Annotated in this window: 26 protein-coding genes; 8 read left to right on the forward strand and 18 right to left on the reverse strand. The window is 66.9% G+C overall.

Going from position 1 to position 24,511, the window contains the following annotated elements; translation table 11 throughout:
* The 6 genes from AC1DYK_RS02145 to AC1DYK_RS02170 all read right to left on the reverse strand — a co-directional run bounded on the left by AC1DYK_RS02145 (position 1) and on the right by AC1DYK_RS02170 (position 4,167).
* On the reverse strand, positions 1-636 hold the full coding sequence (locus AC1DYK_RS02145; protein WP_478164751.1) for a pilus assembly PilX family protein: 636 nt from the start codon (positions 634-636) through the stop codon (positions 1-3).
* Positions 633-1,724, reverse strand: coding sequence for a PilW family protein (locus AC1DYK_RS02150; RefSeq protein ID WP_478164752.1), 1,092 nt, complete (start codon positions 1,722-1,724; stop codon positions 633-635). The genes AC1DYK_RS02145 and AC1DYK_RS02150 overlap by 4 nt, the downstream gene beginning before the upstream one ends.
* An 8-nt stretch (positions 1,725-1,732) precedes the next feature.
* The gene (locus tag AC1DYK_RS02155; protein ID WP_478164753.1) at positions 1,733-2,371 is read right to left on the reverse strand and encodes a prepilin-type N-terminal cleavage/methylation domain-containing protein; all 639 of its coding nucleotides are present in this window, start codon (positions 2,369-2,371) and stop codon (positions 1,733-1,735) included.
* Positions 2,353-2,886: a GspH/FimT family pseudopilin gene (locus AC1DYK_RS02160; RefSeq protein ID WP_478164754.1), complete on the reverse strand. Its 534-nt coding sequence runs from the start codon at positions 2,884-2,886 to the stop codon at positions 2,353-2,355. The genes AC1DYK_RS02155 and AC1DYK_RS02160 overlap by 19 nt, the downstream gene beginning before the upstream one ends.
* Before the next feature lie 4 nt (positions 2,887-2,890).
* Positions 2,891-3,358 carry a type IV pilin protein gene (locus AC1DYK_RS02165; RefSeq protein WP_478164755.1) on the reverse strand — a complete coding sequence of 156 codons (468 nt, stop codon included), beginning with the start codon at positions 3,356-3,358 and terminating at the stop codon, positions 2,891-2,893.
* 278 nt (positions 3,359-3,636) lie between these two features.
* Complete coding sequence (locus tag AC1DYK_RS02170) at positions 3,637-4,167, reverse strand: Rieske (2Fe-2S) protein (protein ID WP_478164756.1); 531 nt, start codon at positions 4,165-4,167, stop codon at positions 3,637-3,639.
* A 188-nt stretch (positions 4,168-4,355) separates the two neighbouring features.
* On the opposite strand from AC1DYK_RS02170, the gene groES reads away from it, so the two are divergent.
* Positions 4,356-4,646: a co-chaperone GroES gene (gene groES, locus AC1DYK_RS02175; protein ID WP_478164757.1), complete on the forward strand. Its 291-nt coding sequence runs from the start codon at positions 4,356-4,358 to the stop codon at positions 4,644-4,646.
* Between the two features lie 46 nt (positions 4,647-4,692).
* Entirely contained in the window at positions 4,693-6,345 is a 1,653-nt protein-coding gene (gene groL, locus AC1DYK_RS02180) for a chaperonin GroEL (RefSeq protein ID WP_478164758.1), read from the forward strand.
* Between the two features lie 63 nt (positions 6,346-6,408).
* Here the strand turns inward: groL and AC1DYK_RS02185 are convergent, their stop codons facing one another.
* Entirely contained in the window at positions 6,409-7,875 is a 1,467-nt protein-coding gene (locus tag AC1DYK_RS02185) for a sensor histidine kinase (protein ID WP_478164759.1), read from the reverse strand.
* A complete protein-coding gene (locus AC1DYK_RS02190; RefSeq protein ID WP_478164760.1) occupies positions 7,872-8,588 on the reverse strand; it encodes a response regulator transcription factor in 717 nt (238 codons plus the stop codon). The genes AC1DYK_RS02185 and AC1DYK_RS02190 overlap by 4 nt, the downstream gene beginning before the upstream one ends.
* A gap of 98 nt (positions 8,589-8,686) precedes the next feature.
* Here AC1DYK_RS02190 and AC1DYK_RS02195 point away from each other — a divergent pair, with 98 nt between their 5' ends.
* From AC1DYK_RS02195 to msrA, 4 genes are all read left to right on the forward strand, one after another.
* Entirely contained in the window at positions 8,687-9,313 is a 627-nt protein-coding gene (locus AC1DYK_RS02195) for a cytochrome b/b6 domain-containing protein (RefSeq protein ID WP_478164761.1), read from the forward strand.
* Positions 9,310-10,110, forward strand: coding sequence for a molybdopterin-binding protein (locus AC1DYK_RS02200; RefSeq protein ID WP_478164762.1), 801 nt, complete (start codon positions 9,310-9,312; stop codon positions 10,108-10,110). Before AC1DYK_RS02195 ends, AC1DYK_RS02200 begins: the two co-directional genes overlap by 4 nt.
* An 89-nt stretch (positions 10,111-10,199) precedes the next feature.
* Entirely contained in the window at positions 10,200-10,481 is a 282-nt protein-coding gene (locus tag AC1DYK_RS02205) for a pentapeptide MXKDX repeat protein (protein ID WP_478164763.1), read from the forward strand.
* 117 nt (positions 10,482-10,598) lie between these two features.
* Positions 10,599-11,354 carry a peptide-methionine (S)-S-oxide reductase MsrA gene (gene msrA / locus AC1DYK_RS02210; RefSeq protein WP_478164764.1) on the forward strand — a complete coding sequence of 252 codons (756 nt, stop codon included), beginning with the start codon at positions 10,599-10,601 and terminating at the stop codon, positions 11,352-11,354.
* 4 nt (positions 11,355-11,358) lie between these two features.
* On the opposite strand, the gene AC1DYK_RS02215 is transcribed toward msrA, so the two are convergent.
* The 3 genes from AC1DYK_RS02215 to tal form a co-directional block, all read right to left on the reverse strand.
* Positions 11,359-11,709: a DUF805 domain-containing protein gene (locus AC1DYK_RS02215; RefSeq protein WP_478164765.1), complete on the reverse strand. Its 351-nt coding sequence runs from the start codon at positions 11,707-11,709 to the stop codon at positions 11,359-11,361.
* 77 nt (positions 11,710-11,786) lie between these two features.
* On the reverse strand, positions 11,787-13,343 hold the full coding sequence (gene pgi, locus AC1DYK_RS02220) for a glucose-6-phosphate isomerase (RefSeq protein ID WP_478164766.1): 1,557 nt from the start codon (positions 13,341-13,343) through the stop codon (positions 11,787-11,789).
* Positions 13,343-14,290 (reverse strand): transaldolase, encoded by a 948-nt coding sequence (tal, locus tag AC1DYK_RS02225; RefSeq protein ID WP_478164767.1) that lies wholly within the window; start codon positions 14,288-14,290, stop codon positions 13,343-13,345. The genes pgi and tal overlap by 1 nt, the downstream gene beginning before the upstream one ends.
* 112 nt (positions 14,291-14,402) lie before the next feature.
* Here tal and AC1DYK_RS02230 point away from each other — a divergent pair, with 112 nt between their 5' ends.
* Positions 14,403-15,071, forward strand: a complete 669-nt coding sequence (locus tag AC1DYK_RS02230) for a lipocalin family protein (protein WP_478164768.1) — start codon at positions 14,403-14,405, stop codon at positions 15,069-15,071.
* On the opposite strand, the gene AC1DYK_RS02235 is transcribed toward AC1DYK_RS02230, so the two are convergent.
* From AC1DYK_RS02235 to AC1DYK_RS02250, 4 genes are read right to left on the reverse strand one after another with little or no spacing between them, the layout of a single operon-like run.
* A complete protein-coding gene (locus AC1DYK_RS02235) occupies positions 15,017-15,679 on the reverse strand; it encodes an HAD family hydrolase (protein WP_478164769.1) in 663 nt (220 codons plus the stop codon). The two genes, AC1DYK_RS02230 and AC1DYK_RS02235, sit on opposite strands and share 55 nt — an antisense overlap.
* Complete coding sequence (locus AC1DYK_RS02240; RefSeq protein WP_478164770.1) at positions 15,676-16,722, reverse strand: ABC transporter ATP-binding protein; 1,047 nt, start codon at positions 16,720-16,722, stop codon at positions 15,676-15,678. Before AC1DYK_RS02240 ends, AC1DYK_RS02235 begins: the two co-directional genes overlap by 4 nt.
* Positions 16,723-16,736: 14 nt before the next feature.
* Positions 16,737-18,947: an ABC transporter permease gene (locus AC1DYK_RS02245; protein WP_478164771.1), complete on the reverse strand. Its 2,211-nt coding sequence runs from the start codon at positions 18,945-18,947 to the stop codon at positions 16,737-16,739.
* 4 nt (positions 18,948-18,951) lie between these two features.
* The gene (locus tag AC1DYK_RS02250) at positions 18,952-19,971 is read right to left on the reverse strand and encodes an ABC transporter substrate-binding protein (RefSeq protein WP_478164772.1); all 1,020 of its coding nucleotides are present in this window, start codon (positions 19,969-19,971) and stop codon (positions 18,952-18,954) included.
* Positions 19,972-20,109: 138 nt separating this feature from the next.
* On the opposite strand from AC1DYK_RS02250, the gene zwf reads away from it, so the two are divergent.
* On the forward strand, positions 20,110-21,579 hold the full coding sequence (zwf, locus tag AC1DYK_RS02255; RefSeq protein ID WP_478164773.1) for a glucose-6-phosphate dehydrogenase: 1,470 nt from the start codon (positions 20,110-20,112) through the stop codon (positions 21,577-21,579).
* A gap of 9 nt (positions 21,580-21,588) precedes the next feature.
* Here the strand turns inward: zwf and AC1DYK_RS02260 are convergent, their stop codons facing one another.
* From AC1DYK_RS02260 to AC1DYK_RS02270, 3 genes are read right to left on the reverse strand one after another with little or no spacing between them, the layout of a single operon-like run.
* Complete coding sequence (locus AC1DYK_RS02260; protein WP_478164774.1) at positions 21,589-22,581, reverse strand: ABC transporter ATP-binding protein; 993 nt, start codon at positions 22,579-22,581, stop codon at positions 21,589-21,591.
* A complete protein-coding gene (locus AC1DYK_RS02265) occupies positions 22,578-23,570 on the reverse strand; it encodes an ABC transporter ATP-binding protein (RefSeq protein WP_478164775.1) in 993 nt (330 codons plus the stop codon). The genes AC1DYK_RS02260 and AC1DYK_RS02265 overlap by 4 nt, the downstream gene beginning before the upstream one ends.
* 16 nt (positions 23,571-23,586) lie before the next feature.
* The gene (locus AC1DYK_RS02270) at positions 23,587-24,498 is read right to left on the reverse strand and encodes an ABC transporter permease (protein ID WP_478164776.1); all 912 of its coding nucleotides are present in this window, start codon (positions 24,496-24,498) and stop codon (positions 23,587-23,589) included.
* Positions 24,499-24,511: the final 13 nt, after the last annotated feature.

The following is a 24,511-nucleotide window of genomic DNA, read 5'->3' on the forward strand; positions in this document are numbered from 1 at the left end:
TCAAGAGCAGTCGCCGGCAAGCGACGTGATGTCCGTGCGAACCTCGACGCCCTGCTGGACGACCGGTACGGCGTTCAGCAGCTTCGGATCGTTCGCTTGCGCCTGCATGTCGTACAACACGGTCCCACAAAGCGAATCGTCGGAGGGGGAACCTGCCTTCGACGGATCGACGATCGTCAGGCCGGTGGAGCCGCCGCCGCCGAAGCAGGAGACGTCCGTCGCGGCCACGTAGGAGATACCAGCCGGATCTTTCTTGATAAGTTCCGCATTCTTGAGCACGCGGGCACGTTTGCATTCGAGGTTCTTGACCGTGACCTTTGTCGAAGCGGCTTTGCTGTCGGCGTCGCTGTCGTCTGTCTGGCTCGTGCCGAGATTGACGGTGACGGTCGTGCCTCCTGTGCCTTTGTATGGATCCCAGTTGGTGTAGGGCTGATTCAACACCGTGTCGAGCGCGTAGTTCGCTGCCGCGACCGCCTCGGTTCGCACCTGCTCATTGTTGACAATCTGGGTATGGCGCATGGACAGCCGGATCACGCTGACCGCGACGAGGCTGACCATCAGCAGCATCACCATGCCGATCATCAGTACAGCGCCGGACTGGGCGCGGTGCGCTCGGCGGACAGAGGTCATCTTCATGATTCGCGGCGCGCCTTCGGGGTGACGAACGAGATATAGGTGCTGTAGACGCGCCGCTTCGGGTTGCCGACGGCGTTTGCGGCAACTGGGACGGTGGTGTCCGCGCCGAGCACGAAACTCGCGGCATTCTTGGTGTTCTGGCTCGGATCGCTGGAGCGGGCCAGCAGCCAGATTCGTACACCAATGACTTGCGTCCAGTCCGTATTGGGCGGCGGAGCTGGCAGCCAGTTCGGCGCAGGCGCGAACACGTCGGGCGTTCCGTCTGGAGGGGCGCTTGTGTCGAAAGCGTACTCGATTTGCATCTGCTCGATGTTCTCGACCAACACCACTGGCTTAGGGAGCGCGCCGCTGAGTGGTATGTCTTGATAGCTCAGCTCGTTCGCCGCGCTGACATAGTAGATACGGCGAACGAGTTTGCGCTTCGGTGCCGGCGTGCCGGGGCCGGCACAGGTCTTGGTTTGAAGCGTGAAGTCTGTCGAATCGCCCGGCAAGAGCTTGAACGGCGTCGCGCTGTATTCGCTGCCGCATTCGGACACCTGCAAGTAGGCATCCACCTTCGGATCGGTCAGGCAACCCGGTTCGTCGACGACGCAAGTACTGGCCCGCTGAATGAAAAGCGCATCGGTTCCGGCCTTGCGCGCGATGCAAGTCGGATCGGCGTCGATATTCGCCCCTGCCGCGCTGCCAAGCCCCAGGACGTAGTAGGTCAACGAGTCTTTCCAGGAAAGTTGGTCTGGGTCTGCGTTGGGGAGGTCTAGGTTCGCGACCCCGGTCTGGCACATCGCCTTCGCAGCCAGGGCAGACGTGTTGATCGGCGTGACGGCGGCCGCCGGTGCGGCCAGCGTTCCGTAGAACCCCGTCTGCGACAACTCGCGGCTCAGAACGTCAAGGGCATAGCGCCCGTTCTCATTCACCTCCGCACTCCGTTCGACCTCGCTTCGGGACCGGCTGCTGCCGGCGAACAGGACACTCATGGCTGCGACGATCAGCAGGCCGATGACGAGCGCGATCATCAACTCGATGAGCGTGAGCCCTCGCTGGCGATGGCAGCGGGCTCCTGGGGTCGACGCAAGGGCTCGGCGGTACATGTCGGTCCTCAAGATGACTTGGTCAGGTTCGGCACCAGCACGCGGACCGTTACGCCGCGCCGCAGACCGACGCCGAAATTCACATCGCTGGCGCAGACATTCTTACCAGCCGGAGAATCCTCGGCGGGTTCGGCACTCGGCGATTTACCTTGCCACACGACCGTGACGTAGATGTCGGCCAGTGCGTTGTTCTCCGCCGGGACGACCCGGATCAGGCAGCCGCGGGCGCCGATCATGGCTCCGACCTTCGAGGTGCCTTCCATGGCCGCCGCGCCCTGCAGCGCTTGCCCCCACTGACACATTTCGAATTTCGCCTCCGCCAGCGGAAGGCCCGCTCCCCCGACGCAGACGGAACCGGTGCTGAAGTCTTTGGCATTCTCGCCCGAACCCACGTAAACACTGCCGTTGGTGGAACTGACGGCATCAGCGAGATAGCCGCCGACGATGGCCCGCGAATCGGTCAGACGGCCCTGCATTTCACGGACCAGCGAAAGCGCCTCGCCACGCTGGTAAGACTCGAATTCCATGACGGCCGCCCTGGCCTGCATTCCGATCACGCCCAGAAGGCCCAGCAGCATCACGGCGATCGTCACCAGCACTTCGATCAGCGTGAAGCCGCGCATACCGGTCATTCGGGTTCGGAACATGATGTCGATTGGGTGATGGCCCGGCCACTGGCAGAAATGCAGACCCAACGATTGACGTTGGCAGACGGGACCCGGAGCTTGATCGAGGACGGACCGCCAGAGGTCAGCCGGCCGGAGGAGTTGAAGACGAACAGCAGGTTGCCGCCCGTCGAGGTGGTGGATACCACGGAGGAGGAGCCCATCTGTTGATGGAGCGCGGTACCCGTTCCGTCGCTGCTCTGGGTGATCTTCCAGTCCCCGACAGCGGTGTCGCCCCCCGAGTTCGTGAATTTGAATGCCACCTTGTCATTGCGCTTGAGTGCCTCGCTGCGAGCGACCCATAGCGATTCATTCAGCGCCGAGGCGACCGACTTGATGCGCTGCGTTGCAATCAGCTGCTGGAACGAGGGCGCGGCCAGCGCCGCCAGGATGGCGACGACTGCCAGGGTCATCATCAACTCGATGGCCGTGAAGCCGCCCTGGCGAACGCGCCGCGTGGCGCGCCGAACTTGGGTCAATGCCTCCGGGTTTGCCATCGCGTCACTTGCCCCAGTAACCCGAGGCGTCCGGCGTCTTGACGCCGGTGTCGGTGATCGTGATCTCCAGCTCGTTCGACACCGCCTGGCTCCCTGCCGGAGTGGCCTTTGCCGTGAAGCCGCCCGACTTGCAGTCAACCGGAGAGCAAACGACCTCGATCGTGTAGGCCGTCTGGATTTCGGCAGGCATCGTGAAACCGATATCCGCCTGCGCGTTGGTGTACACACGCCGGTCCAGGAGGTAGGTTTGTTCCTTGCTGACCAGATCCATCAAGGCCGCCTGCGCGGTCGCCCGCTTCCCCTTGCGGATGTACGACGCATAGGACGGGTATGCGATGGCCGCCAGGATCGCGACGATCGCGACGGTGATCATCACCTCGATCAGCGTGAAGCCGCGCGCCCGCCCGCCCCAAGGGACATTCGAGCTTGCCGTCGTCGACGCCATCGGCATCCGTTCCAGAGACTGAACCATCGGGCTGCATCCTCCATCGCGCGGCCCTCGACCCTTGAATCGGATCAAAGGCACGCCGCGGGAAATAATTTCAAAATGTCACAAAGTACAAGTGGATGTGAAATTATCACATTTGGTAGATATCAGGCTCTACCTACGCAGCCGTTTCGTGGGAAAGGTGACGAAAGGCCCATTTCGACCGACAGGCGGTTCACCTTCATCAACATCGGCGGCGAGAGACGTACAGGGCGGAGGCCGGCGCCGTTTGCCGAAAGCCTCGACCGGCGCACCGGCCGGACTCAACGATGGATTCGCAAGGTCTCCGGCGTCCTGAGTTCAAACGCAGGCGCGTCGAGATCGGCCACGCGCATCGACTCGCCCTGGTCCGGGTACTGCCGGATCGCCCGCCCCGCATAGTCCCATTCGGCGAAGTGGCAGGGGTCGTAGAAGCCCCCTTGCCACAGGCGCTCGGGCGCGAAGCGGAAGGCGCCCTTGGGGGCATGCCGGGCCACGCACCCCAGGACCGGACTCACCAGGGAGTAGACAAAGAACGCGGGGCGATCCGCCGGGATCGGGCGCTGGCTCCAGGTGTTCGGGGTTTGCGCCTGAAGGTCGTCGAGCATCTCGCCGGTCGTGCGCACGAGGGCGAAGGGCGCGTCGTTCCACATGAAGAACTTCGGGGCACCGGCAGGGATGCCGCCCACCGGAATGTCCAGGTAGGGCGCGGCCTTGCTCGCCCCCGGCATGGGAAGATCCGTCACCAGGAAGACCACGCCAACACCGACCCCCACCCCGACCAGGGCGGCGAGAAAGGCCCGGCGTCTGTCCATCGGAGCAATCTAGCACCGCGCCGCCTTCGCAGCAGGCAAAAGGGCCAGCCCGCCTTGAAATGCCACAAAACACCCTTATCATTAGCACTCGTTGGAGTTGAGTGCTAACAGCACCCGCTTCACAACGAATGTGGCGCCGGCACCACGCCGTAGCCCAAGCCAAACCCCCGTTCCTATCAGGAGATGCAATGAAACTTCGTCCTTTGCACGATCGCGTGATCGTCAAGCGCATTGAAAGCGAAACCAAGACCGCCTCGGGCATCGTGATCCCCGACAACGCCGCCGAGAAGCCTGATCAAGGCGAAGTTCTGGCCGTCGGTCCTGGCAAGAAGAACGACAAGGGCGAACTCAGCGCAATGAGCGTCAAGGTCGGCGACCGCGTCCTGTTCGGCAAGTACAGCGGCCAGACCGTCAAGGTCGATGGCGACGAACTGCTGGTCATGAAGGAAGACGACCTGTTCGCAGTGGTTGAGAAGTAATTTCTCAAGCCCTCATCCCCCAAACAACTGAATTCGGAGAAATCTCATGGCAGCAAAAGACGTAGTCTTCGGCGGTGAAGCCCGCGCGCGCATGGTCGAAGGTGTCAACATCCTCGCCAACGCAGTCAAAGTGACCCTGGGCCCCAAGGGCCGCAACGTGGTTCTGGAGCGCTCGTTCGGCGCCCCCACCGTGACCAAGGACGGCGTGTCCGTCGCCAAGGAAATCGAACTCAAGGACAAGCTCCAGAACATGGGCGCCCAGCTCGTGAAGGAAGTGGCTTCCAAGACTTCGGACAACGCCGGCGACGGCACCACCACCGCGACCGTGCTGGCCCAGGCCATCGTTCGCGAAGGTTTCAAGCTGGTGGCTGCCGGCATGAACCCGATGGACCTGAAGCGCGGCATCGACAAGGCGGTCACCGCCCTGGTCGCCGAGCTGAAGAAGGCTTCCAAGCCCACGACCACCTCGAAGGAAATCGCGCAAGTCGGCTCGATCTCGGCCAACAGCGACGAAACCATCGGCAAGCTCATCGCTGACGCGATGGACAAGGTCGGCAAGGAAGGCGTGATCACCGTCGAAGACGGCAAGTCGCTGGACAGCGAACTCGACGTCGTCGAAGGCATGCAGTTCGACCGCGGCTACCTGTCGCCCTACTTCATCAACAACCCCGAGAAGCAATCGGCGTTGCTGGACAACCCCTTCGTGCTGCTGTTCGACAAGAAGATCAGCAACATCCGCGATCTGCTGCCGACGCTGGAGCAAGTCGCCAAGGCCGGCCGTCCGCTGCTGATCATTGCCGAAGAAGTCGAAGGCGAAGCCCTGGCGACCCTGGTCGTGAACACGATCCGCGGCATCCTGAAGGTCGTGGCCGTCAAGGCGCCTGGCTTCGGCGACCGCCGCAAGGCCATGCTCGAAGACATCGCCATCCTGACGGGCGGCAAGGTCATCGCTGAAGAAGTGGGCCTGACCCTCGAGAAGGTGACGCTGGCCGACCTCGGCCAAGCCAAGCGCATCGAAGTGGGCAAGGAAAACACCATCATCATCGACGGCGCCGGCGCCGCTGGCGACATCGAAGCCCGCGTCAAGCAAGTGCGCGTGCAGATCGAAGAAGCGACCAGCGACTACGACCGCGAAAAGCTGCAAGAGCGCGTGGCCAAGCTGGCCGGCGGCGTTGCAGTGATCAAGGTCGGCGCTGCCACCGAAGTCGAAATGAAGGAAAAGAAGGCTCGCGTCGAAGACGCCCTGCACGCCACCCGCGCTGCAGTGGAAGAAGGCGTGGTTGCCGGTGGTGGCGTGGCCCTGCTGCGCGCCAAGCAAGCCGTGGGCGACAAGCTCAAGGGCGACAACGCTGACCAGGACGCCGGCATCAAGCTGGTGCTCAAGGCCATCGAAGCGCCGCTGCGCGAGATCGTCAACAACGCCGGCGGCGAAGCCTCGGTGGTCGTGAACGAAGTGTTGGCCGGCAAGGGCAACTACGGCTTCAACGCCGCCAACGACACCTACGGCGACATGCTCGAGCTGGGCATCCTGGACCCGACCAAGGTGACCCGCACCGCACTGCAGAACGCAGCCTCGGTCTCCTCGCTGCTGCTGACGACCGAAGCCATGGTCGCTGACGCACCGAAGGAAGAAGGCGGCGCTGGCGGCGGCATGCCCGACATGGGCGGCATGGGTGGCATGGGCGGCATGGGGATGTAATCCCCCGGCCCCGGCTGCCACAGCCAAGCCAAGAAGCCCCGCAGTGAAAGCTGCGGGGCTTTTTTACGTCAGCAGGAACGAGAACACGGCCCCCTTCTCGGGCCGAGGCAGGAGCCGGATGTCGCTGCCATGAAGCTGCAGGATGCGCTGCACGATGACCAGCCCGAGCCCGCCGCTGCGGCCACCGGCCGACGAGAACACCGGTCGCGTGAACAGTGCCGTGCGCAAATCGTTCGGGATGCCGGGCCCGGTGTCGCTGATCTCGACCCGCACACCCTCCTTGTCCTGCCGCAGCTGCACCGCGATCTCGCCGCCCGCGGGCGTATGGCGGATCGCGTTGTCGAGCAGGTTGGCGAGCACGCGCTCGATCATGCCGAGGTCGGCGGTCACGCCCGGCAGGTCCGGCGCGATGTCGGCCACCAGCCGCTGCTGCCGCGCCTCGGCCGCCAGCTCGAACTTCTGGAACACGTCCTGCACCAGGTCGGCCAACGCGAAGGTCTCCTTCTCGGGCTTGACGACGCCATACTCCAGCCGCGCCAGCTCGAACAGCTCCTGCGACAGCCGCGAGACCTTGCGGCTTTGCGCCAGCGCGATCTCGAGGTAGCGGCGGCGCTCGGCGACGTCGAGCGTATCGGCCTTGACCCACAGCGTCTCGAGATAGCCATGCAATGAAGTGAGCGGCGTGCGCAGGTCGTGCGAGATGTTGGCGAACAGTTCGCGCCGCTGCTGGTCCTGCTGCGTGAGCTCGCGCCATTGCTCGGCGATGCGCTGCGTCATCTGGACGAACGCTTGTGAGAGCGCGGCGATCTCGTCGCCGCCGCGGCGGGTCCGCTCGAACGTCGGCCCGGCGTCCTGCAGCGTCGCCACGCCATCGGCCTCGAACCTGCGTACCGCCCCGGTCAATTCGCGCAGCGGGCGCGTGATCAGATGAAATGCCGCCAACCCGGCCAGCAGGCCCAGCAGCGCGACCAATGCCACCGACCACAACGTCGTTCGCAGGACGTTGCTCGCCGCAGCGTCGGCCAGGAGCGCGTCGCGCTCCTCGCCCGACAGCACCACATAGACATAGCCGACCTCGCGGCCGTCGATGCGCAGCGGCGCGGCGCTGAACACCTTGCGGGTGCCTTCGCGGCGCGGATCGTCGCCGACGATCGGCAAGGGGGCGCCGTCGAGCAGCCGGCGAATCGGCGCCACGTCGACCCTGTCCCGCTTCAGGTGCCCGGGCGGCGCGGCCTGGGCCTGGATCCGGCCGTCGAGCCCGAGCAGGTAGACCTCGACGCTCGGATTGACGGCCATCAGCTTGTCGAACAGATCACGCACCGCCGCCTGGTTGAGCCCGTCGCGCTCCATCAGGGTCGAGTTCTGCGCGATGTGCGCCGCCAGCCCGCCGGAAAGACGCTGCATCACCTCCTGCTCGTAGCGCCCGCTGGCCTGCATCTGCAGCCAGACCGAGGCGCCGCAGCAGGCGAGCAGCAGCACGGCGAACACCGCCGAGAGGCGGCGCGACAGGCTGCTGCGAAAGAGGCTCATGCCCCGCCCTCCGGTCCGGCCAGCTTGTAGCCGCGCCCCCAGACCGTGAGGATGCGGCTGGGCTGGGCGGGGTCGGCCTCGATCTTCATGCGCAGCCGGTTGATGTGGGTGTTGACCGTGTGCTCATAGCCGTCGTGCTGGTAGCCCCAGACCTGGTTCAGCAGGTCGAGGCGCGAGAACACACGGCCCGGATGGCGGGCGAAGAAATGCAGCAGGTCGAATTCGCGCGGCGTGAGTTCGACCGGCTTGCCGTCGACCTGCACCTCACGCGCGACCGGATCGATGCAGAGACGACCGATGTCCAGGCGCCCCGCCTCCATCCGCGCATTGCGTGCCAGCGCGTCGCTGCGGCGCAGCAGGGCCCGGACCCGCGCCACCAGTTCCAGCACCGAGAACGGCTTGGCCAGGTAGTCGTCGGCGCCGAGTTCGAGGCCCAGGATGCGGTGCACCTCGCTGGAGCGGGCGCTGGTGATGATGATCGGCGTGTAGCGCGTCATGGCCCGGGCCCGGCGGCAGATTTCGAGCCCGTCGATGCCCGGCAGCATCAGGTCGAGGATCAATGCGTCCCAGCTGCCGCGCTCGAGTTCGCGCATGCCGGCGTCGCCGTCGGCCGCATGCGTGATGGCGTAGCCCTCGTCCTGCAGGTGCATGCGCATCAGCTCGGCGATGTGGGCATCGTCCTCGACGATCAAGACGCGTTTGGCGGGCTCCATGGAATCGGATTGTGCGGCGATATCGACGGCGCATTTGTCACGATTAATTGAACTCTTCGTGATGAATCGGCCACCGGGTACGGCCAACAATCCGCCCCATGCAACGCGAACTCCCGCCCGCCGGCCACGCACCGATCCATCCGCTGTGGATGCGCATCACGCATTGGCTCAACGCCCTTGCGGTGCTGGTGCTGGTCACCAGCGGCTGGCGCATCTACGACGCCTCGCCGCTGTTCGACTTCGAGATACCGGCCTCGATCACGCTGGGCGGCTGGCTCGGCGGCGCGCTGCAATGGCACTTCGCCGCGATGTGGCTGCTGGCGATCAACGGGCTGGTCTATCTCGCGCTCAACGTGGCGAGCGGGCGGCTGCGCGCCAGGTTCTTCCCGCTGTCGCCGGCCGGCATCTGGCAGGACCTGCTCGCCGCCCTGCGCGGCCGTCTCTCGCATGCCGACCCGCGCTGCTACAACCACGTGCAGCGCCTGGCCTACCTGTTCGTGATGGTCGACATCACGGTGCTCGTCCTCTCGGGCCTGGTGCTCTGGAAATCGGTCCAGTTTCCGGGCCTGCGCGAACTGCTGGGCGGCTACGAGGCGGCCCGCCGCATTCACTTCTTCGCGATGGCCGCGCTCGTGGCGTTCGTCGCCGTGCACCTCGTGATGGTGGCGCTGGTGCCGCGCACGCTGCTCACGATGCTGAGCGGCCACAGCAAGGAGAGAGCATGAAGATCTTCAAGCGCCCCGCCCTCGCCACCCTGCTCGAGGTGGACGGCGACGCCGTGCTGGCCGAGGCGCGCAAGCGGATCGGACGCCGCATCGAGCAACCCGCGCGGCGAGCCTTCCTGCAGCGCTCGCTGACGCTGGGCGGCCTGTCGCTGCTGAGCGGCTGCAGCATCAGCGACAACGCCACGGTCGAGGCGGCGCTGGCCCGGATCTCGCGCTTCAACGATGCGGCGCAAGCCTGGCTGTTCGATCCGAACCGGCTGGCGCCGACCTATCCCGAGTCGATGATCACACGGCCGTTTCCGTTCAACGCCTACTACGGCGAGGACGAGGTTCGCGAAGTCGACGAAGCCGGCTACCGGCTCGAAGTCACCGGCCTGGTCGCCGACAAGCGCCGCTGGACCCTGGCCGATCTGCGCGCGATGCCGCAGCAGGACCAGGTCACGCGCCACATCTGCGTCGAGGGCTGGAGCGCGATCGGCAAATGGGGCGGCGTGCCCTTCGCCGATTTCCTGCGCAAGGTCGGCGCCGACACGAGCGCCAGGTACGTCGGTTTCAAGTGCGCCGACGACTACTTCACCAGCATCGACATGCCCACGGCGCTGCACCCGCAGACCCTGCTCACGCTGACCTACGACGGCCAGCCGCTGCCGCCGAAATACGGCTTCCCGATGAAGCTGCGCATGCCCACCAAGCTGGGCTACAAGAACCCGAAGCACATCCAGGCGATCTTCGTCACCAACACCTACCCCGGCGGCTACTGGGAAGACCAGGGCTACAACTGGTTCGGCGGCAGTTGAGTCGATCCCGACTCGGCGCTGTTGAAAGCGCGCGGCCGTGTTCTCCTGAACCGTGCCCATTCAAAACTTCAACTCAACAGGACACTGAAATGAACAAGCTCACCGCAACGCTCCTCGCCGCTTTCGTGGCCGTCGGCTCCGCCTCGGCATTCGCCGCCGATGACATGAGCAAGGACGCGATGTCGAAGGATGCCATGGGCAAGGACGGCATGAAGAAGGACTCGATGGCGAAGGACGGCATGGCCAAGGACGGCATGGCCAAGGACGGCATGGCCAAGGACAGCATGAAGAAGGACGGCATGAAGAAGGATTCGATGGCCAAGGACAGCATGTCCAAGGATGGGATGGCCAAGGACGAAATGAAGAAGTAGCCGCGCGTTCCAACCCACGCCCGCTCGGATCCACAGGATTTCGCGGGCGAGTACGATCGATCGGCCCCAAGCGGCTGCCGCCGCCGCATCAGGCCTCATGCAAGGAGCAACACCGGTATGACCCCACTCTCATCGACACCCGCGGACCCACGCGGCACGCCGTTCGCAAGGCTGTCCCGACGCCCCGTGCTGGCCGTGCTGGCACTCGCCGCAGGTGCGGCGCTCTGGCGCGTCGCGCCCTCGTTCGCGGCCGAGGCGGCCGTGGTGATCCCCCCACCCGCCGAAGACCCGCCGGCCGCGCCGGGCGCCAGTGTGGAGACCGCAGTGATCGCGGGCGGCTGCTTCTGGGGCGTTCAAGGCGTCTTCCAGCACGTCAAGGGCGTCACCGGCGCGGTATCGGGATATGCCGGCGGCCAGGCCTCGACGGCCAGGTACGACGAGGTCGGATCGGGCCGCACCGGCCATGCCGAGGCGGTCCGCATCACCTACGACCCGAAGCAGATCAGCTACGCGCAACTGCTGCAGATCTACTTCTCGGTGGCCCACGATCCGACCCAGCTGAACCGCCAGGGCCCCGATACCGGCACCCAATACCGCTCGACGATCTTTACGGCCAACCCCGAGCAGGCGCGCATCGCCAAAAGCTACATCGCGCAGCTCGACCGCGCCAAGGTGTTCGGCAAGCCGATCGCGACCACCCTCGAGCCGCTCAAGGCCTTCTACCCGGCGGAGGCGTACCACCAGGATTTCATGACCCGCCACCCCGACCACCCCTACATCGCGATCAACGATCTGCCGAAGGTCGACAACCTGAAGAAGGTGTTTCCGGCCAGCTACCGCCCGAAGGCGGTGCTGGTGGGCGCCGGCGGCTGACGGCTCAGACGCTGGCCGGCACGGGCGCGACGGGCGGCCCGTAGACGTTCGATTCGGGCTGGCCCGGTTGAACCATGAAATAGAGCAGCACCAGGGTGCCGATGACCGGGATCAGCCCGAGCAACAGGAACCAGGCGCTTCTGCCGACGTCATGCAGGCGGCGCGCGCCGGCCGCGAGCAGCGGCAGCAGGAAGACCAGCACCACCAGGTAGTAGGCGACCTCGTGGATGAAGCCGGCGACGAAGGCCACGACCACATAGGCCAGGATGAACCACCAGTACTCGGGCCGGCTCGCCCGGCCGGAAAAGTCGGTGTACTTGCGAAAGCAGGTCTGAACGGCCTGTTGAAAGTTCATGAACAACTCCTCTTGATGAGCCCCACGGGGAAATCCCGTGGTCATCATAGCCAGAGGCTACCGATCCTCGATGACGCTTATGCGCGCTGGCGCAGGCGCGCCAGCAGCCCGGCCGTGGAGGCATCCAGGCCCTCGGCATCGCCCGAGGCCAGGCGCGGCTCGATGTCCTTGGCCAGCACCTTGCCGAGCTCGACGCCCCACTGGTCGAAGCTGTTGATGCCCCACAGGGCGCCGCTGGTGAACACGCGATGCTCGTAGAGCGCAAGGAAGGCGCCCAGCGACTCCGGCGTCAGTTGCTCGAAGACGAAGAAAGTGCTGGGCCGGTTGCCCGGAAAATCCTTGTGGCCGCCGGCGTCGGCCTGGCCGACCATCAGTGCCTGCGCCTGCGCCAGCGCATTGGCAAGCAGCTTGGCATGGTGGCCCGGCAGGTCGTGCGCGGCGTCGCGCACCGCAATGAACTCCAGCGGCGTCACGTCGGTGCCCTGGTGCAGCATCTGGAAGTAGGCGTGCTGGCCATTGGTGCCCGGTTCGCCCCACAGCACCGGGGAAGTGCCGAAGGCCAGCGGCCGACCGTCCATGTCGACCCGCTTGCCGTTGCTTTCCATCTCGAGTTGCTGCAGGTAGGCCGGCAGGCGCTTGAGCGCGCTGTGGTACGGCGCGATGCTGCGGCTCGTGAACAGGTGGAAGTTGCGATACCAGACGTCGAGCAAGCCCAGGCGCACGGGCAGGTTCTGCGCCAGCGGCGCGGTACGGAAATGCTCGTCCATCGCGTGGGCGCCGGCCAGCAGACCGCGAAAGCCCTCGGCCCCGATCGCCAGCGCGATCGGCAGCCCGATCGCCGACCACAGCGAATAGCGCCCACCGACCCAGTCCCAGAAGCCGAAGGTGGTCTCGATGCCGAAGGCCCGCGCCGCTTCGACGTTGGTCGTGAGCGCGGCGAAGTGACGCGCCACGTCGACGCCGCCCGACTGCTCGAACCAGCGCCGGGCCGACTGCGCATTGGTCATCGTCTCCGCGGTCGTGAAGGTCTTCGAGGCGATCAGGAACAGCGTGTGCTCGGGCGCCAATCCGCGCAGGATGCCGGCGAGCTCATGGCCGTCGACATTCGAGACGAAATGGAAGCGCTTGCCCGGCGCCGCGAACTGCGCGAGCGCCAGCACCGCCATCTGCGGCCCGAGGTCGGAACCGCCGATGCCGATGTTGACCACGTCGGTGATCGTGTGGTCGGCGCGAACCTCCTCGGCATAGGCGAGCATCGCGGCCAGCGTGGACTGCACCTCGCCGAAGGGGCCTGCCAGCGCCCCGGTCGCCGGGTCGGAAGGCGGCCGCCGGAGCAGGGTGTGGAGCACCGCACGGTCTTCGGTGGCGTTGATGTGCCGGCCCGCGAACATCGCGTCCCGGTGCGCCTCGAGCCCGCACTCGCGCGCCAGCGCCAGCAGCAGTTCCTCGGTCCGGGCATCGACCAGGTTCTTCGACAGGTCGGCGAAAACGAAGGGCGCAGACTGGCTCAGCGTCTCGAAGCGCTTCGGGTCGGCGGCGAAAGCCTCGCGCAGCGTGAAGCGCCGGCCCGCTTCGTCGTAGTGCGCCTGCAGCGCACCCCAGGCCTTCGTCTGGTCGCAGCGAACGCGTGTCATCACGCCTCCATCAATTTTTCGAGCTTCACGGCATCGGCGGCGAAGGCGCGGATGCCTTCGGCCAGCTTCTCGGTGGCCATCGCGTCCTCGTTCAACGCGTAGCGAAAGGCGGCCTCGTCGAGCACGACCTTCGGGAGCTCCAGGCGTTTCGCCGCTTCGGCGTCGAGCGCGTGCGCGAGCGGCGCCTCGCCGGCGGCCAACTCGGCCAGCAACTCAGGGCTGATGGTCAGCAGGTCGCAGCCGGCCAGTGCGGCGATCTGGCCGACGTTGCGGAAGCTGGCTCCCATCACCTCGGTCGCGATGCCGTTCTTCTTGTAGTAGTCGAAGATCTGGCGCACCGATTTCACGCCCGGATCGTTGACTCCGGCGTTGGCGGCCTCGTCCCATTGGCCGCCCTGCGACTTCTTGTGCCAGTCGTAGATGCGGCCGACGAAAGGCGAGATCAGTTGCACCCCGGCCGCACCGCAGGCCACGGCCTGGGCGAACGAGAACAGCAGCGTCAGGTTGCAATGGATGCCCTTCTGCTCGAGCTGGCGAGCCGCCTCGATGCCTTCCCAGGTGGAGGCGATCTTGATCAGCACGCGCTGGCCGACATCGATGTCCTGCTCCCGATAGAGCGCCACGATGCGCTCGGCGCGGGCGATGGTGGCCTGCGTGTCGAAGCTCAGCCGCGCATCCACCTCGGTCGACACCCGGCCCGGGATGATCGACAGGATCTCGGTGCCGAAGCGCACCAGCAGGCGGTCGATCACCTCGTCGATCGGCGCGCCCCTGTGCTTTTTCACCACCTCGTCCAGCAAGGGACGGTAGTCGGCCTTCTGGACCGCCTTCAGGATCAACGACGGATTGGTGGTCGCGTCCCGTGGCTTGAACTGGGCGAGCTGGCGGAAATCACCGGTGTCTGCAACCACGGTGGTCCATTGGCGGAGGGCGTCGAGTTGGTTCATGCGGCCATTATCCCGCCGCAGCACTACGTGGCGTGTGGTCCCTGGCTGACGCGACGCCGGCGCGCAGGCGTCTAGTCTCGTGTTTCGATTGGTCGCCTCCCGGAGGAATCCCATGTCATTTCGCGCCCACCCTGCACCACCGCCGGCTGTTTTCGACGGTCGCGCCCACAACGCCTCGATCGGCACCCTGGCGGCCGCCTTCTGCGTCGGCGGCGTCCTGACGCTGCTGGCGCTCTCCAACACCCGTACGGCGCGCGTCGAGGCGATCGCCGGCCCGGCGGACGGCGCGCCGCTGATGCGTGCACCGCTCCAGGTGGTGGCCCCGGTCGACCTCAAGCGCTATGCCGGCCTGTGGCACGAGCAGGCACGCCTGCCCAACCGATTCGAGGCAGGGTGCACCGGCCCCGTGACGGCCGAATACACCCCGCTGGCCGACGGCACCGTGGAGGTGCGCAACCGCTGCATCCTGGCGAATGGCCGTGTCGATGAAACCGTGGGGTCTGCGCGCGTGGTGCCGGTCGCCGGCCAGCCCGGCGCCGGCCGGTTCGAGGTGCGCTTCGCGCCCGAGTGGCTCGGCTGGTTGCCGCTGGTGTGGGGCGACTACTGGATCCTGAAGCTCGATCGCGACTACCAGGTGGCGCTGATCGGCACGCCGAACCGCCAGTCCCTGTGGGTGCTCTCGCGCGAGCCTCGGCTCGACGGCGCCGCGCTCCAGGCCGAACTCGACTACGCCCGCACGCTGGGCTTCGACGTCGACAGGGTCGAACTGAGCGGCAGGTAGGCGGCGAGCTGCGCCGGCAAGGCGCTCGGCCGCTCGCAATGGATGGCCGCCCAGCCGAGCTCTCGCGCCGCCAGCACGTTGGCCGGCGAGTCGTCGATGAAGACGGTCTGCGGGGCCGCCAGCCGGTACCGCGTCGCCAGCAGCTGGTAGATTTCACGCTGCGGCTTGATCATGCGCACATCACCCGAGAAGATGCCGCCGTCGAACCACCGGAAGAACGGATGGCGGTACTCCAGCACCCGCGCATAGGGCGAGGGCATGTTCGAAAGGTAGTACAGCCGCAGATCCTCGCCCGCGTCCCGGCGCGCCCGCAGCCCCGCCAGCAGTTCCACCGTGACCGCGATCGGTTCGAGCCGCTCGCCCATCGGCGCCAGCACCTCGCTGAGCCGGTCGGCCGGCAGCGCGAGGCGCAGCGCCATGCGGCCGATGGCGTCATCGAGGCTGTGGGTGCCGCGATCGAAGCCCAGCCAGTCCTCGTGATGGAACATCTGCCGCGCCAGCGCGTGCGCGGCGTCCGCCGTCGGGGCGTGGGGCGCCAGTTGGGTTTGAACCAGGGCCACGGGCTCCCAGCTCAGGAGCACGGCTCCCAGATCGAAAACGACATTCATGCGGTCACGGGTACGACGGAAACGCCATGGCTGGCGAGGGACAGGGTGGTCTGCGCGCCGGCGGCCAGGGGTCGCGCGAGATCGCTCGACACCACGAACACCGGGCCCAGCGCGGTGTCGAAAGCATATTCGTAAAAGCTGCCGAGGTAGGCCGACTTGCGCAGGGTCGCGGGCAGGCCGATGGCGGCGCCGATCACCCAGGCCTCGGGCCGCACCGCGACCTTGACGAAGCCCGGCGGCAGGTCGTGGCGCGGCGTCAGGGTCAAGGGGCCCAGCTCGACCCGGCCGTCGGGCTGCGCGAGCGCCGGGAACACCATCGCCTCGCCCATGAAACCGGCCACGAATTCGCTCGACGGATGGCCGTAGAGCTGCTCGGGCGTGCCCTGCTGCGCAATCACGCCGTGGTCCATCACGATGATCTGGTCGCTGACCGCGAGCGCCTCGCTCTGGTCGTGCGTGACGTAGGCGACGGTCAATCGCAGGCGCTGCTGCAGGCTGCGGATCTCCTCGCGCATCTCGCGGCGCAGGCGGGCGTCGAGGTTGGAGAGCGGCTCGTCGAACAGCAGCACGGCCGGCTCGAGCACCAGCGCGCGCGCCAGCGCCACACGCTGCTGCTGGCCGCCCGACAACTCGCTCGGCAGGCGTTCGTCGAAACCGACCAGCCCGACCCCCCGGAGCGCCTCGCGGGCGCGCGCCGCGGCCTCGGCCTTGCGCACCCCGCTCATCTTCAGGCCGTAGCCCACGTTCTCGATCACGTTCACGTGCGGGAACAGGGCATAGCTCTGGAACATCATGCTGACGTTGCGTTCGGCCGGCCCCAGCGTGGTGACGTCGCGGCCGCCCATCAGGATCGCGCCCGAGGTCGGCGACTCGAGCCCGGCGATCATGCGCAGCGTGGTCGTCTTGCCGCAGCCCGAAGGCCCGAGGATGGTGGTCAGCGTGCCCTCTGGCACCTCGAAGCTGATGCCTTTGACGGCCAGCGGCGCGCGCGCGTCGCTGCCGTAGCGCTTGGTGACGTTGCGCAGTTCGATGCCTTGGCTCATAGGTGTTTCCGTGTTCAGTGTGCGGCGACCGCGATGCTCGGCACGCCGGCCTTGCGTCGCCCGAGCTTGCGCTCGCCCACCAGCATCTGCACCGCCGCGATCGCGACCGACATCAGGATCATCAGCACGGTGCAGTAGGCCAGCGCGACACCGTAGTCGCCGTTGCCGACGCGGCCGATGATGTAGGTGGTGGCGAGTTCGTTCTCGGCCGTGACCAGGAAGATCACCGCGCTCACCGTGGTCATCGCGCGCACGAAACTGTAGACCAGCGCGGCCACCAGCGCCGGCTTCAGGAGCGGCAGCACCACCTTGAACAGCGTCTGCGAGGTCGAGGCGCGCAGCATCAGCGAGGCCTCGTCGAGCGAACGGTCGAGCTGCTTGAAGGCCGCCGTGCCGGCGCGCACGCCGACCGGCAGGTTCCGGAACATGAAGCACAGCACGATGATGAGACCGGTGCCGGTGAGCTCCAGCGGCGGCACATTGAAGGCGAGGATGTAGCTCACGCCCAGCACGGTGCCGGGAATGGCGAAGGCCAGCAGCGCCGCGAACTCGAAGGCGCCCTGCCCCTTGAACTCGTTGCGCGCCAGCAGCCAGGCGATCAGCAGGCCAAGCCCCGCGGTCAGCGGCGCCGAGATGCCGGCCAGCTTGAGCGTGGTGATCAGCGAGTTCCAGGCGGTACCGGCCCACACCAGGCCGAACTGCCCCCATTCGAGTGCGAACGCGGTCTTGAAGTGGTTGAGCGTGAAGCTGTAGTCGCGGCCCCAGGTCTGGACAAAGCCGCCCGCGAAGGCGAACAGGTAGACCACCACGGTGAAGGCGATCCACGGCAGCGCGATGCAGTAGATGGTGCGGCGCACGCCGTCGGGCAACGCCATCGCGATGCCGGCGTCGCCCTTGCCGCTGACCGTCGTGTAGTTCTGCTTGCCGAGCACCGCGCGCTGGAGTGCGAAGACGCCGAGCGCGAAGATCGTCAGCACCCAGGCCAGCGAGGCAGCGCGGCCCTGGTCGTACTGCGCGCCGACGATGGCGAAGAAGATGTCGGTCGACAGCACCGAGAACTGGCCGCCCACCACCACCGGGTTGCCGAAGTCCGCGATGCTCTCGATGAAGCCGACCAGGAAGGCGTTCGCGAGCCCCGGCTTGATCAGCGGCAGCGTGACCGTGAAAAAAGCGCGGCGCCGGTCGGCGCGCAGCATCTGCGCGGCTTCCTCGAGGCTCGGCGAGACGCCCTGCACCACGCCGCGCATGATCATGAAGGCGATCGGCGTGAAGGCGAAGAGCTGCGCCACCAGCACACCGGGCATGCCGTAGAACCAGCGCGTCGGCTCGATGCCGAAGGCGCTCTCGAGCAGCTGGTTGACGACGCCGGCGCGCCCGAACAGCAGGATCAGGCCGAGCCCGACCACGAACGGCGGCGTGATGATCGGCAGCAGCGCCAGCACCCGCAGCGGTCCCTGCCAGCGACGGCTGCCGCGCTCGGCCATCAGCGCCATCAGGGTGCCGAGGAAGGTGGTGCCGGTGGCCGTGAGCAGGGCCAGCACCAGCGTGTTCCAGGCCACGCCGCAGCGCACGCCGCCCGCCAGGCAGCCCAGGCCCCAGACGCGCTCGGTACCGATGCGCGCCAGGAAGGCCGCCATCGACGCGCGGCCATCTTCGTCGAGGAAGGCGCCGCCCAGCGCCTTGCTCACGGGGTAGGCAATGAACAGCGCCATCAACACGCCGCAGCCGATCACCGCGCCGGACACGAACAGGTCGCCCTTGAAGAATCCCAGCCGCGCCAGCCCGAAGGCGGCCAGCAGGATCAGCGCCGAGAGCGCGATGAAACCACCCGCGCCGATGCCGAACTGGTTGACCGGCAGTTCGCCGAGTTGCGCGTTGAGGAAGGGAAAGCTCCAGCCCCGGGCGCCGATCAGGAAGCCGCTGAGCGACAGCCCGACGGCCCCCACGGCGCCGCCCACGAGCAGCAGCCGGCCCTGGGCGCGTCCGGCCTGCAACAGGCCGCCGAGGCCACAGATGCCGAGGCCGAGGAGGCCGATCCAGAGCCAGCCGCGGCCCTGCAGCAGCGCCTGCATCAGGCCATTGGCGCCCTCGCCGGAGCCGAAGACCTGCGGGATCGCCTCCCACCAGCCGGTGTCCTGGATCGCGTACCAGGGCAGCGCGAGGTAGCCCAGCAGCGCCGCCGCGATGCAGGCCCAGACCGGGGCATTGGGGCGCCGTGACCGCATGCTGTCAGCGCGGCAGCGAGTTGACGTCCTTCTCCCAGCGCGCGATCAGCCGCTTGCGTTCGGTGCTGGCGCCGTACTTGGCGTAGTCGTAGTCGATCATCTTGATCTTCTTGAAGTCCGGCACGTTGGCATCGACCGGCGTCGCCTTGTTGGACGGCAGCTGGAACTGCTTGGCCGCGGCGCCGAAGGTCTGGGCCTGCGGCGTCAGCGCCCACTCGTAGAACTTCTTGGCCTCGGCCAGGTTGCGCGCGCCTTTCACGATGCTCATCGAACCGATCTCGGCCCCGGTGCCTTCGGACGGCGTCACGGTCTCGACCGGAAAGCCCTGCATCTTCTCCTGTGGCGCGTCATGGACGAAGCTGATCGACACCGCGGTCTCGCCGCGCGCCACCGCCTTGATCGGGCCGGTGCCCGAGCGCGTGTACTGGCCGACATTGCGGTGCAGCCCCTTGAGGTAGTCGAAGGCCTTGTCTTCGCCCATCAATTGCACCAGCGTCGCGATCATGGTGTAGGCGGTACCGCTGGAGGCCGGGTTGGCCACCTGGATGTCGCCCTTGTACTCGGGCTTCAACAGGTCGGCCCAGCTGCGCGGCACGGCCAGCTTCTTTTTCTTCAGCAGCTCGGTGTTGTAGCCGAAGCCCAGCGGACCGGAGTAGATGCCGACCGTCTTGTAGCCCGACTGCTGGGCCTGCTGCTGGGCCCACGGGTAGAGCTGCGGCAGGCTGGGCGACTTGTACTCGAGCGTCAGGCCCGATTCGGCGGCCTGCAGGTGCGGGTCGCCGGTGCCGCCGAACCAGACGTCGGTCTTGGGGTTGTCCCGCTCGGCGATCAGTTGCGCCAGCGCCTCGCCCGAGCCCTTGAGCGCCATGTTGAGCTTGACGCCGGTGGTGCGCGCATACACCGTGGCGATCATGTTGCACCACTCGGCCTGCACCGAGCAGATCACGTTGACGGTCTGGGCCGACGCGGCGCCCGAAGCGCCCAGCAGCGCAGCCATGGTCGTCATGGCGAAAAATTTCTTCATCAGCACCTCGTTCTGGAACAAAAAAGGCCCCTCGGGCCGCTTTTCAGCTTAGCGCGTACGCGTCGCTGCCGGATCGGTACAAGTACCATTCGCTGGCAAGCTTCATGCTCGGCTCTCACCAACTACACGGATCTATCCATGAGTTTCGACCTCGTCCTCTTTGGCGGCACTGGCGACCTCGCGTGGCGCAAGCTGATGCCGGCCCTGTTCCAGGCCTTCCGCCACGGCAGCCTGCCCGAGGGCGGACGCATCATCGGGGTGGCGCGCGACGAGCTGACCGACGACGGCTACCGCGAGCTGATCCGGTCACGCTTCGCCGCGGTCGAGGGCGCCAAGCGGCCGACGCCCGAGGAGTTCAAGAAGTTCGCCTCGATGCTGTACTTCCTGAGCATGGACCTGTCGAAGCCCGAGGACTACGCCCGGCTCGCCGAGCTGCTCAAGGCGCGCAACGCGGGCACGGTCGTGATGTACCTGGCCACCGCGCCGGGGCTCTTCACGCAGGTGGTCGAGCAGATCGCCGCCGCCGGGCTCAACGGCCCGCAGACCCGACTGGTGCTCGAGAAGCCGCTGGGCCACGACCTGGCGTCGAACCGCGCGATCAACAAGGCGGTGCGCGAGGTGCTGTCCGAGCAGCAGGTGTTCCGCATCGACCACTACCTCGGCAAGCCCTCGGTGCAGAACCTGTTCGCGATGCGTTTCGGCAATGCGCTGTTCGAGCCGATCTGGCGCCGCGAGTACATCGCCAACGTCCAGATCACGATCGCCGAAGACCTCGGGGTCGAAAAGCGCGGTGCCTTCTACGACCAGACCGGTGCCCTGCGCGACATGGTGCAGAACCATGCGCTGCAGCTGGTCTGCGCGATCGGCATGGAGCCGCCGATCAACGCCCACGCCGATGCGATCCGCGACGAGAAGCTCAAGGTGCTGCGGGCGCTGAAACCGTGGACCGCCGAATCCATCGGCCTGCACGCGATCCGCGGCCAGTACGTCGCCGGCACGGCCTACGGTGAGCGGGTGCCCGGCTACCGCGACGAGCCCGGCGTCGACCCCGAGAGCCGCACCGAGACCTTCGTCGCGCTGCGCACCGAGATCGCCAACTGGCGCTGGGCCGGCGTGCCGCTCTACATCCGCACCGGCAAGCGGCTGGCCTCGCGCGATGCGCGCATCGAGGTCAACTTCCGCGAGACCCCGCACGCGATCTACCGCGCCCCCACGAACGCGGTCAACAAGCTGGTGATCAACCTGCAGCCCAAGGACGGGCTCGAACTGCACATGCTGGCCCAGGCCCAGGACAACCGCCAGCGCAACGGCAACCGGCAGGCCGGCCCGCAACTCGCGCCGGTGCAGCTCGACCTCGACTTCGACAAGCGCTTCGGCACCGAGCGCGTGGGCGCCTACGAACGGCTGCTGCTCGACGTCATCGACGGCCGGCTGAACCTGTTCGTGCGCAGCGATGAACAGGAAGAGGCCTGGCGCTGGGTCGAGCCGCTGATCGACAGCTGGGCTTCGGACGGCGCGCCGCGTCCGTATGCGGCTGGCACCTGGGGACCCAGCGCCTCCAGCGCAATGATCGCCAGGGACGGCTACGCCTGGGGCGAAGAGCAATAGCCCGGCGGGCTAGTCGCGACCCTCTTCCACGGCGTGGCAGGCCACCTGCACGCCGCGCAGCATCTGAAGCGGCGGCCGCTCCACCTTGCAGCGCTCGTTGGCCAGCGGACAGCGCGGATGGAAGGTGCAGCCGGTGGGCGGGTTCAACGGGTTCGGCACTTCCCCCTGCACCGGCGTGCGGCGGCGGCCGGTGTGCTTCATCTGCGGGATCGCATCGAGCAGCATGCGGGTGTAGGGATGCTGCGGCGACGCGAAGAGCTGCTGCTTGTCCGCCACCTCGACCAGCCGCCCCAGGTACATCACGCCGACCTGGTCGGCCACATGCCGCACCACTGCGAGGTTGTGCGAGATGAAGAGGTAGGTCAGCCCCTGCTCGCGCTGCAGGTCCTTCATGATGTTGAGCACCTGCGCCTGCACGCTGACGTCGAGTGCCGAGGTCGGCTCGTCGCAGACCAGGAACTCGGGCTGGGTGGCGAGCGCCCGCGCGATCGAGATCCGCTGCCGCTGGCCGCCCGAGAACTGGTGCGGGTACTTCACCATGTCGAGCGGGCTAAGGCCGACCGACTGCAGCAGTTCGCCCACGCGCGCCTTGAGTGCCGGCCCCTCCTTCAGGAGACCATGCTCGAGCAGCGGCTCGCCGACGATCGCCTCGACGATCCAGCGCGGGTTGAGGCTCGCATAGGGATCCTGGAAGATCATCTGGATGCGCCGGCGCAGCACGCGCCCTGCGGCGGTCTTGAACGCGGCGTGCGCATCCTGGCCATCGAACTGCATGCCGCCCCGTGTCGGCTCGTACAGGCCGACCAGCAGCCGCGCCACCGTGCTCTTGCCGCAGCCGGACTCGCCGACCAGCGCCAGCGTCTTGCCGCGTTCGATCGAGAAGCTCACGCCGTCGACCGCCTTCAGCAGCACCCGGGGCTTGCGCTCGAGCACCCGGTTGAGCCAGGGCGGCGAGACGTCGAAGTTCTTGGCCAGATCGTGGGCCTGCACCAATGCCGTCATGCGCCACCTCCGTAAGCCGGCGAGGCGCTGTGCACCTTGTGCAGCCAGCAAGCCGCGCGGGTCGCGCCGGCATCGAACAGGTCGGGCCGCTCCACCAGGCAATGGTCGAACACGCGCGGGCAGCGCGGGTTGTAGGCGCAGCCGCGCGGAATCGCATTGAGGCGCGGCATCGCGCCGTCGATCTGGTTCAGCCGTTCGCGGTCCATCGACATGTCGGGAATGGCGGCCATCAGGCCCGAGGTATAGGGATGAGCGGGCTGATGGATCACTTCGTGTACCGGTCCGATCTCGGCCACCCGGCCCGCATACATCACGGCCACGCGGTCGCAGGTTTCGGCGATCACGCCCATGTCGTGCGTGATCAGCATCACGGCGGCGCCGCGCTCCTTGCAGATGCCCTTGAGCAGTTGAATGATCTGGGCCTGGATCGAGACGTCGAGCGCCGTGGTCGGCTCGTCGGCGACGATCAGCTTCGGCTCGGCCGCCAGCGCCAGGGCGATCACCACGCGCTGGCGCATGCCGCCCGAGAACTGGTGCGGGTAGTGGTCGACGCGCTGGGCCGCCGCCGGAATGCCGGTGTCCTGCAAGAGGCCGATGGCGCGCCGGCGCGCCTCGTCCTCGCTCACCGGCAGGTGCGTGCGGATGGTTTCGATCAGTTGCCGGCCGATCGTGTACAGCGGGTTCAGGGAAGTCAGCGGGTCCTGGAAGATCGCGCCGATCTTGCGTCCGCGGATGTGGCGCATCGCCTCGTGGCCGAGGTTGTCGATGCGCTGGCCTTCGAGCAGGATCTCGCCCGACGCCACGCGGCCCGGCGGTTCGAGCAGGCCGATGATGGCCGCGCCGGTCAGCGACTTTCCCGCGCCCGACTCGCCCACCACGCCGAGGATCTCGCCCGGGGCGATCTCGAAGGAGATGTCGTCGAGCGCACGCAGGGTGCCGCGGCGGTGCGGGAATTCGACGACCAGGTTCTTGACTTGCAGGAGACTCATGTGCGGTGCTCCACCTTCAGCGCAGACGCGGGTTCAAAGCATCGCGCAGCCAGTCGCCGAGCAGGTTCACGCTGAGCGCGATCAGCACCAGCATCGCGCCCGGGAACACCGTGATCCACCATTCACCCGAGAACAGGTAGTCGTTGCCGACGCGGATGAGCGTGCCCAGCGACGGCGAGGTCGGCGGCACGCCGACGCCCAGAAAGGACAGCGTGGCTTCGGTGATGATCGCGGTCGCGACCTGGATCGTCGCCAGCACCATCACCGGACCCATCACGTTCGGCAGCACGTGGCGCACCATGATGCGCCAGGGCGAGACACCGGTCACGCGCGCCGCCTGCACGTATTCCTTGCTGCGCTCGACCAGCGTCGAGCCGCGCACGGTGCGCGCGTACTGCACCCAGCCGGTCATCGAGATCGCGACGATCAGCACGCCGAACGCCACCGAGGTGGGTGCGTCGGGAAACAGCGCCCGACCGACGCCGGCCATCAGCAAGGCGATGAGGATCGGCGGGAACGACAGCATGACATCGCAGACGCGCATCAGGAAGGCATCGAGCCAGCCGCCCCAGAAGCCGGCGAGCAGTCCGAGCAGCACGCCGACCACGACCGAGAGCACCACCGACACCAGGCCGACGATGAGCGAGATGCGTGCGCCGTAGATCACGGCCGAAAGAATGTCGCGACCCTGGTCGTCGGTGCCCAGCAGGTATTTGGAAGAGCCCTCCGCGCTCCAGGCCGGCGGCAGGCGCGCATCGCCGAGCTCGAGCATTGCGAGGTCGAAGGGATTGTGCGGCGTCACCCAACCGGCGAACACCGCAGCGAACAGACAGGCGAAAGCGATCGCAGCGGCCAACATCGCGACCGGCGAACTGCGGAAGCTGTGTCCGACATCGCTGTCGAGCCAGCGGGCTAGAGTTTTTTTCATCGAGGAGCGGAAA

The organism is Variovorax sp. P2_H12 (assembly GCF_056403395.1).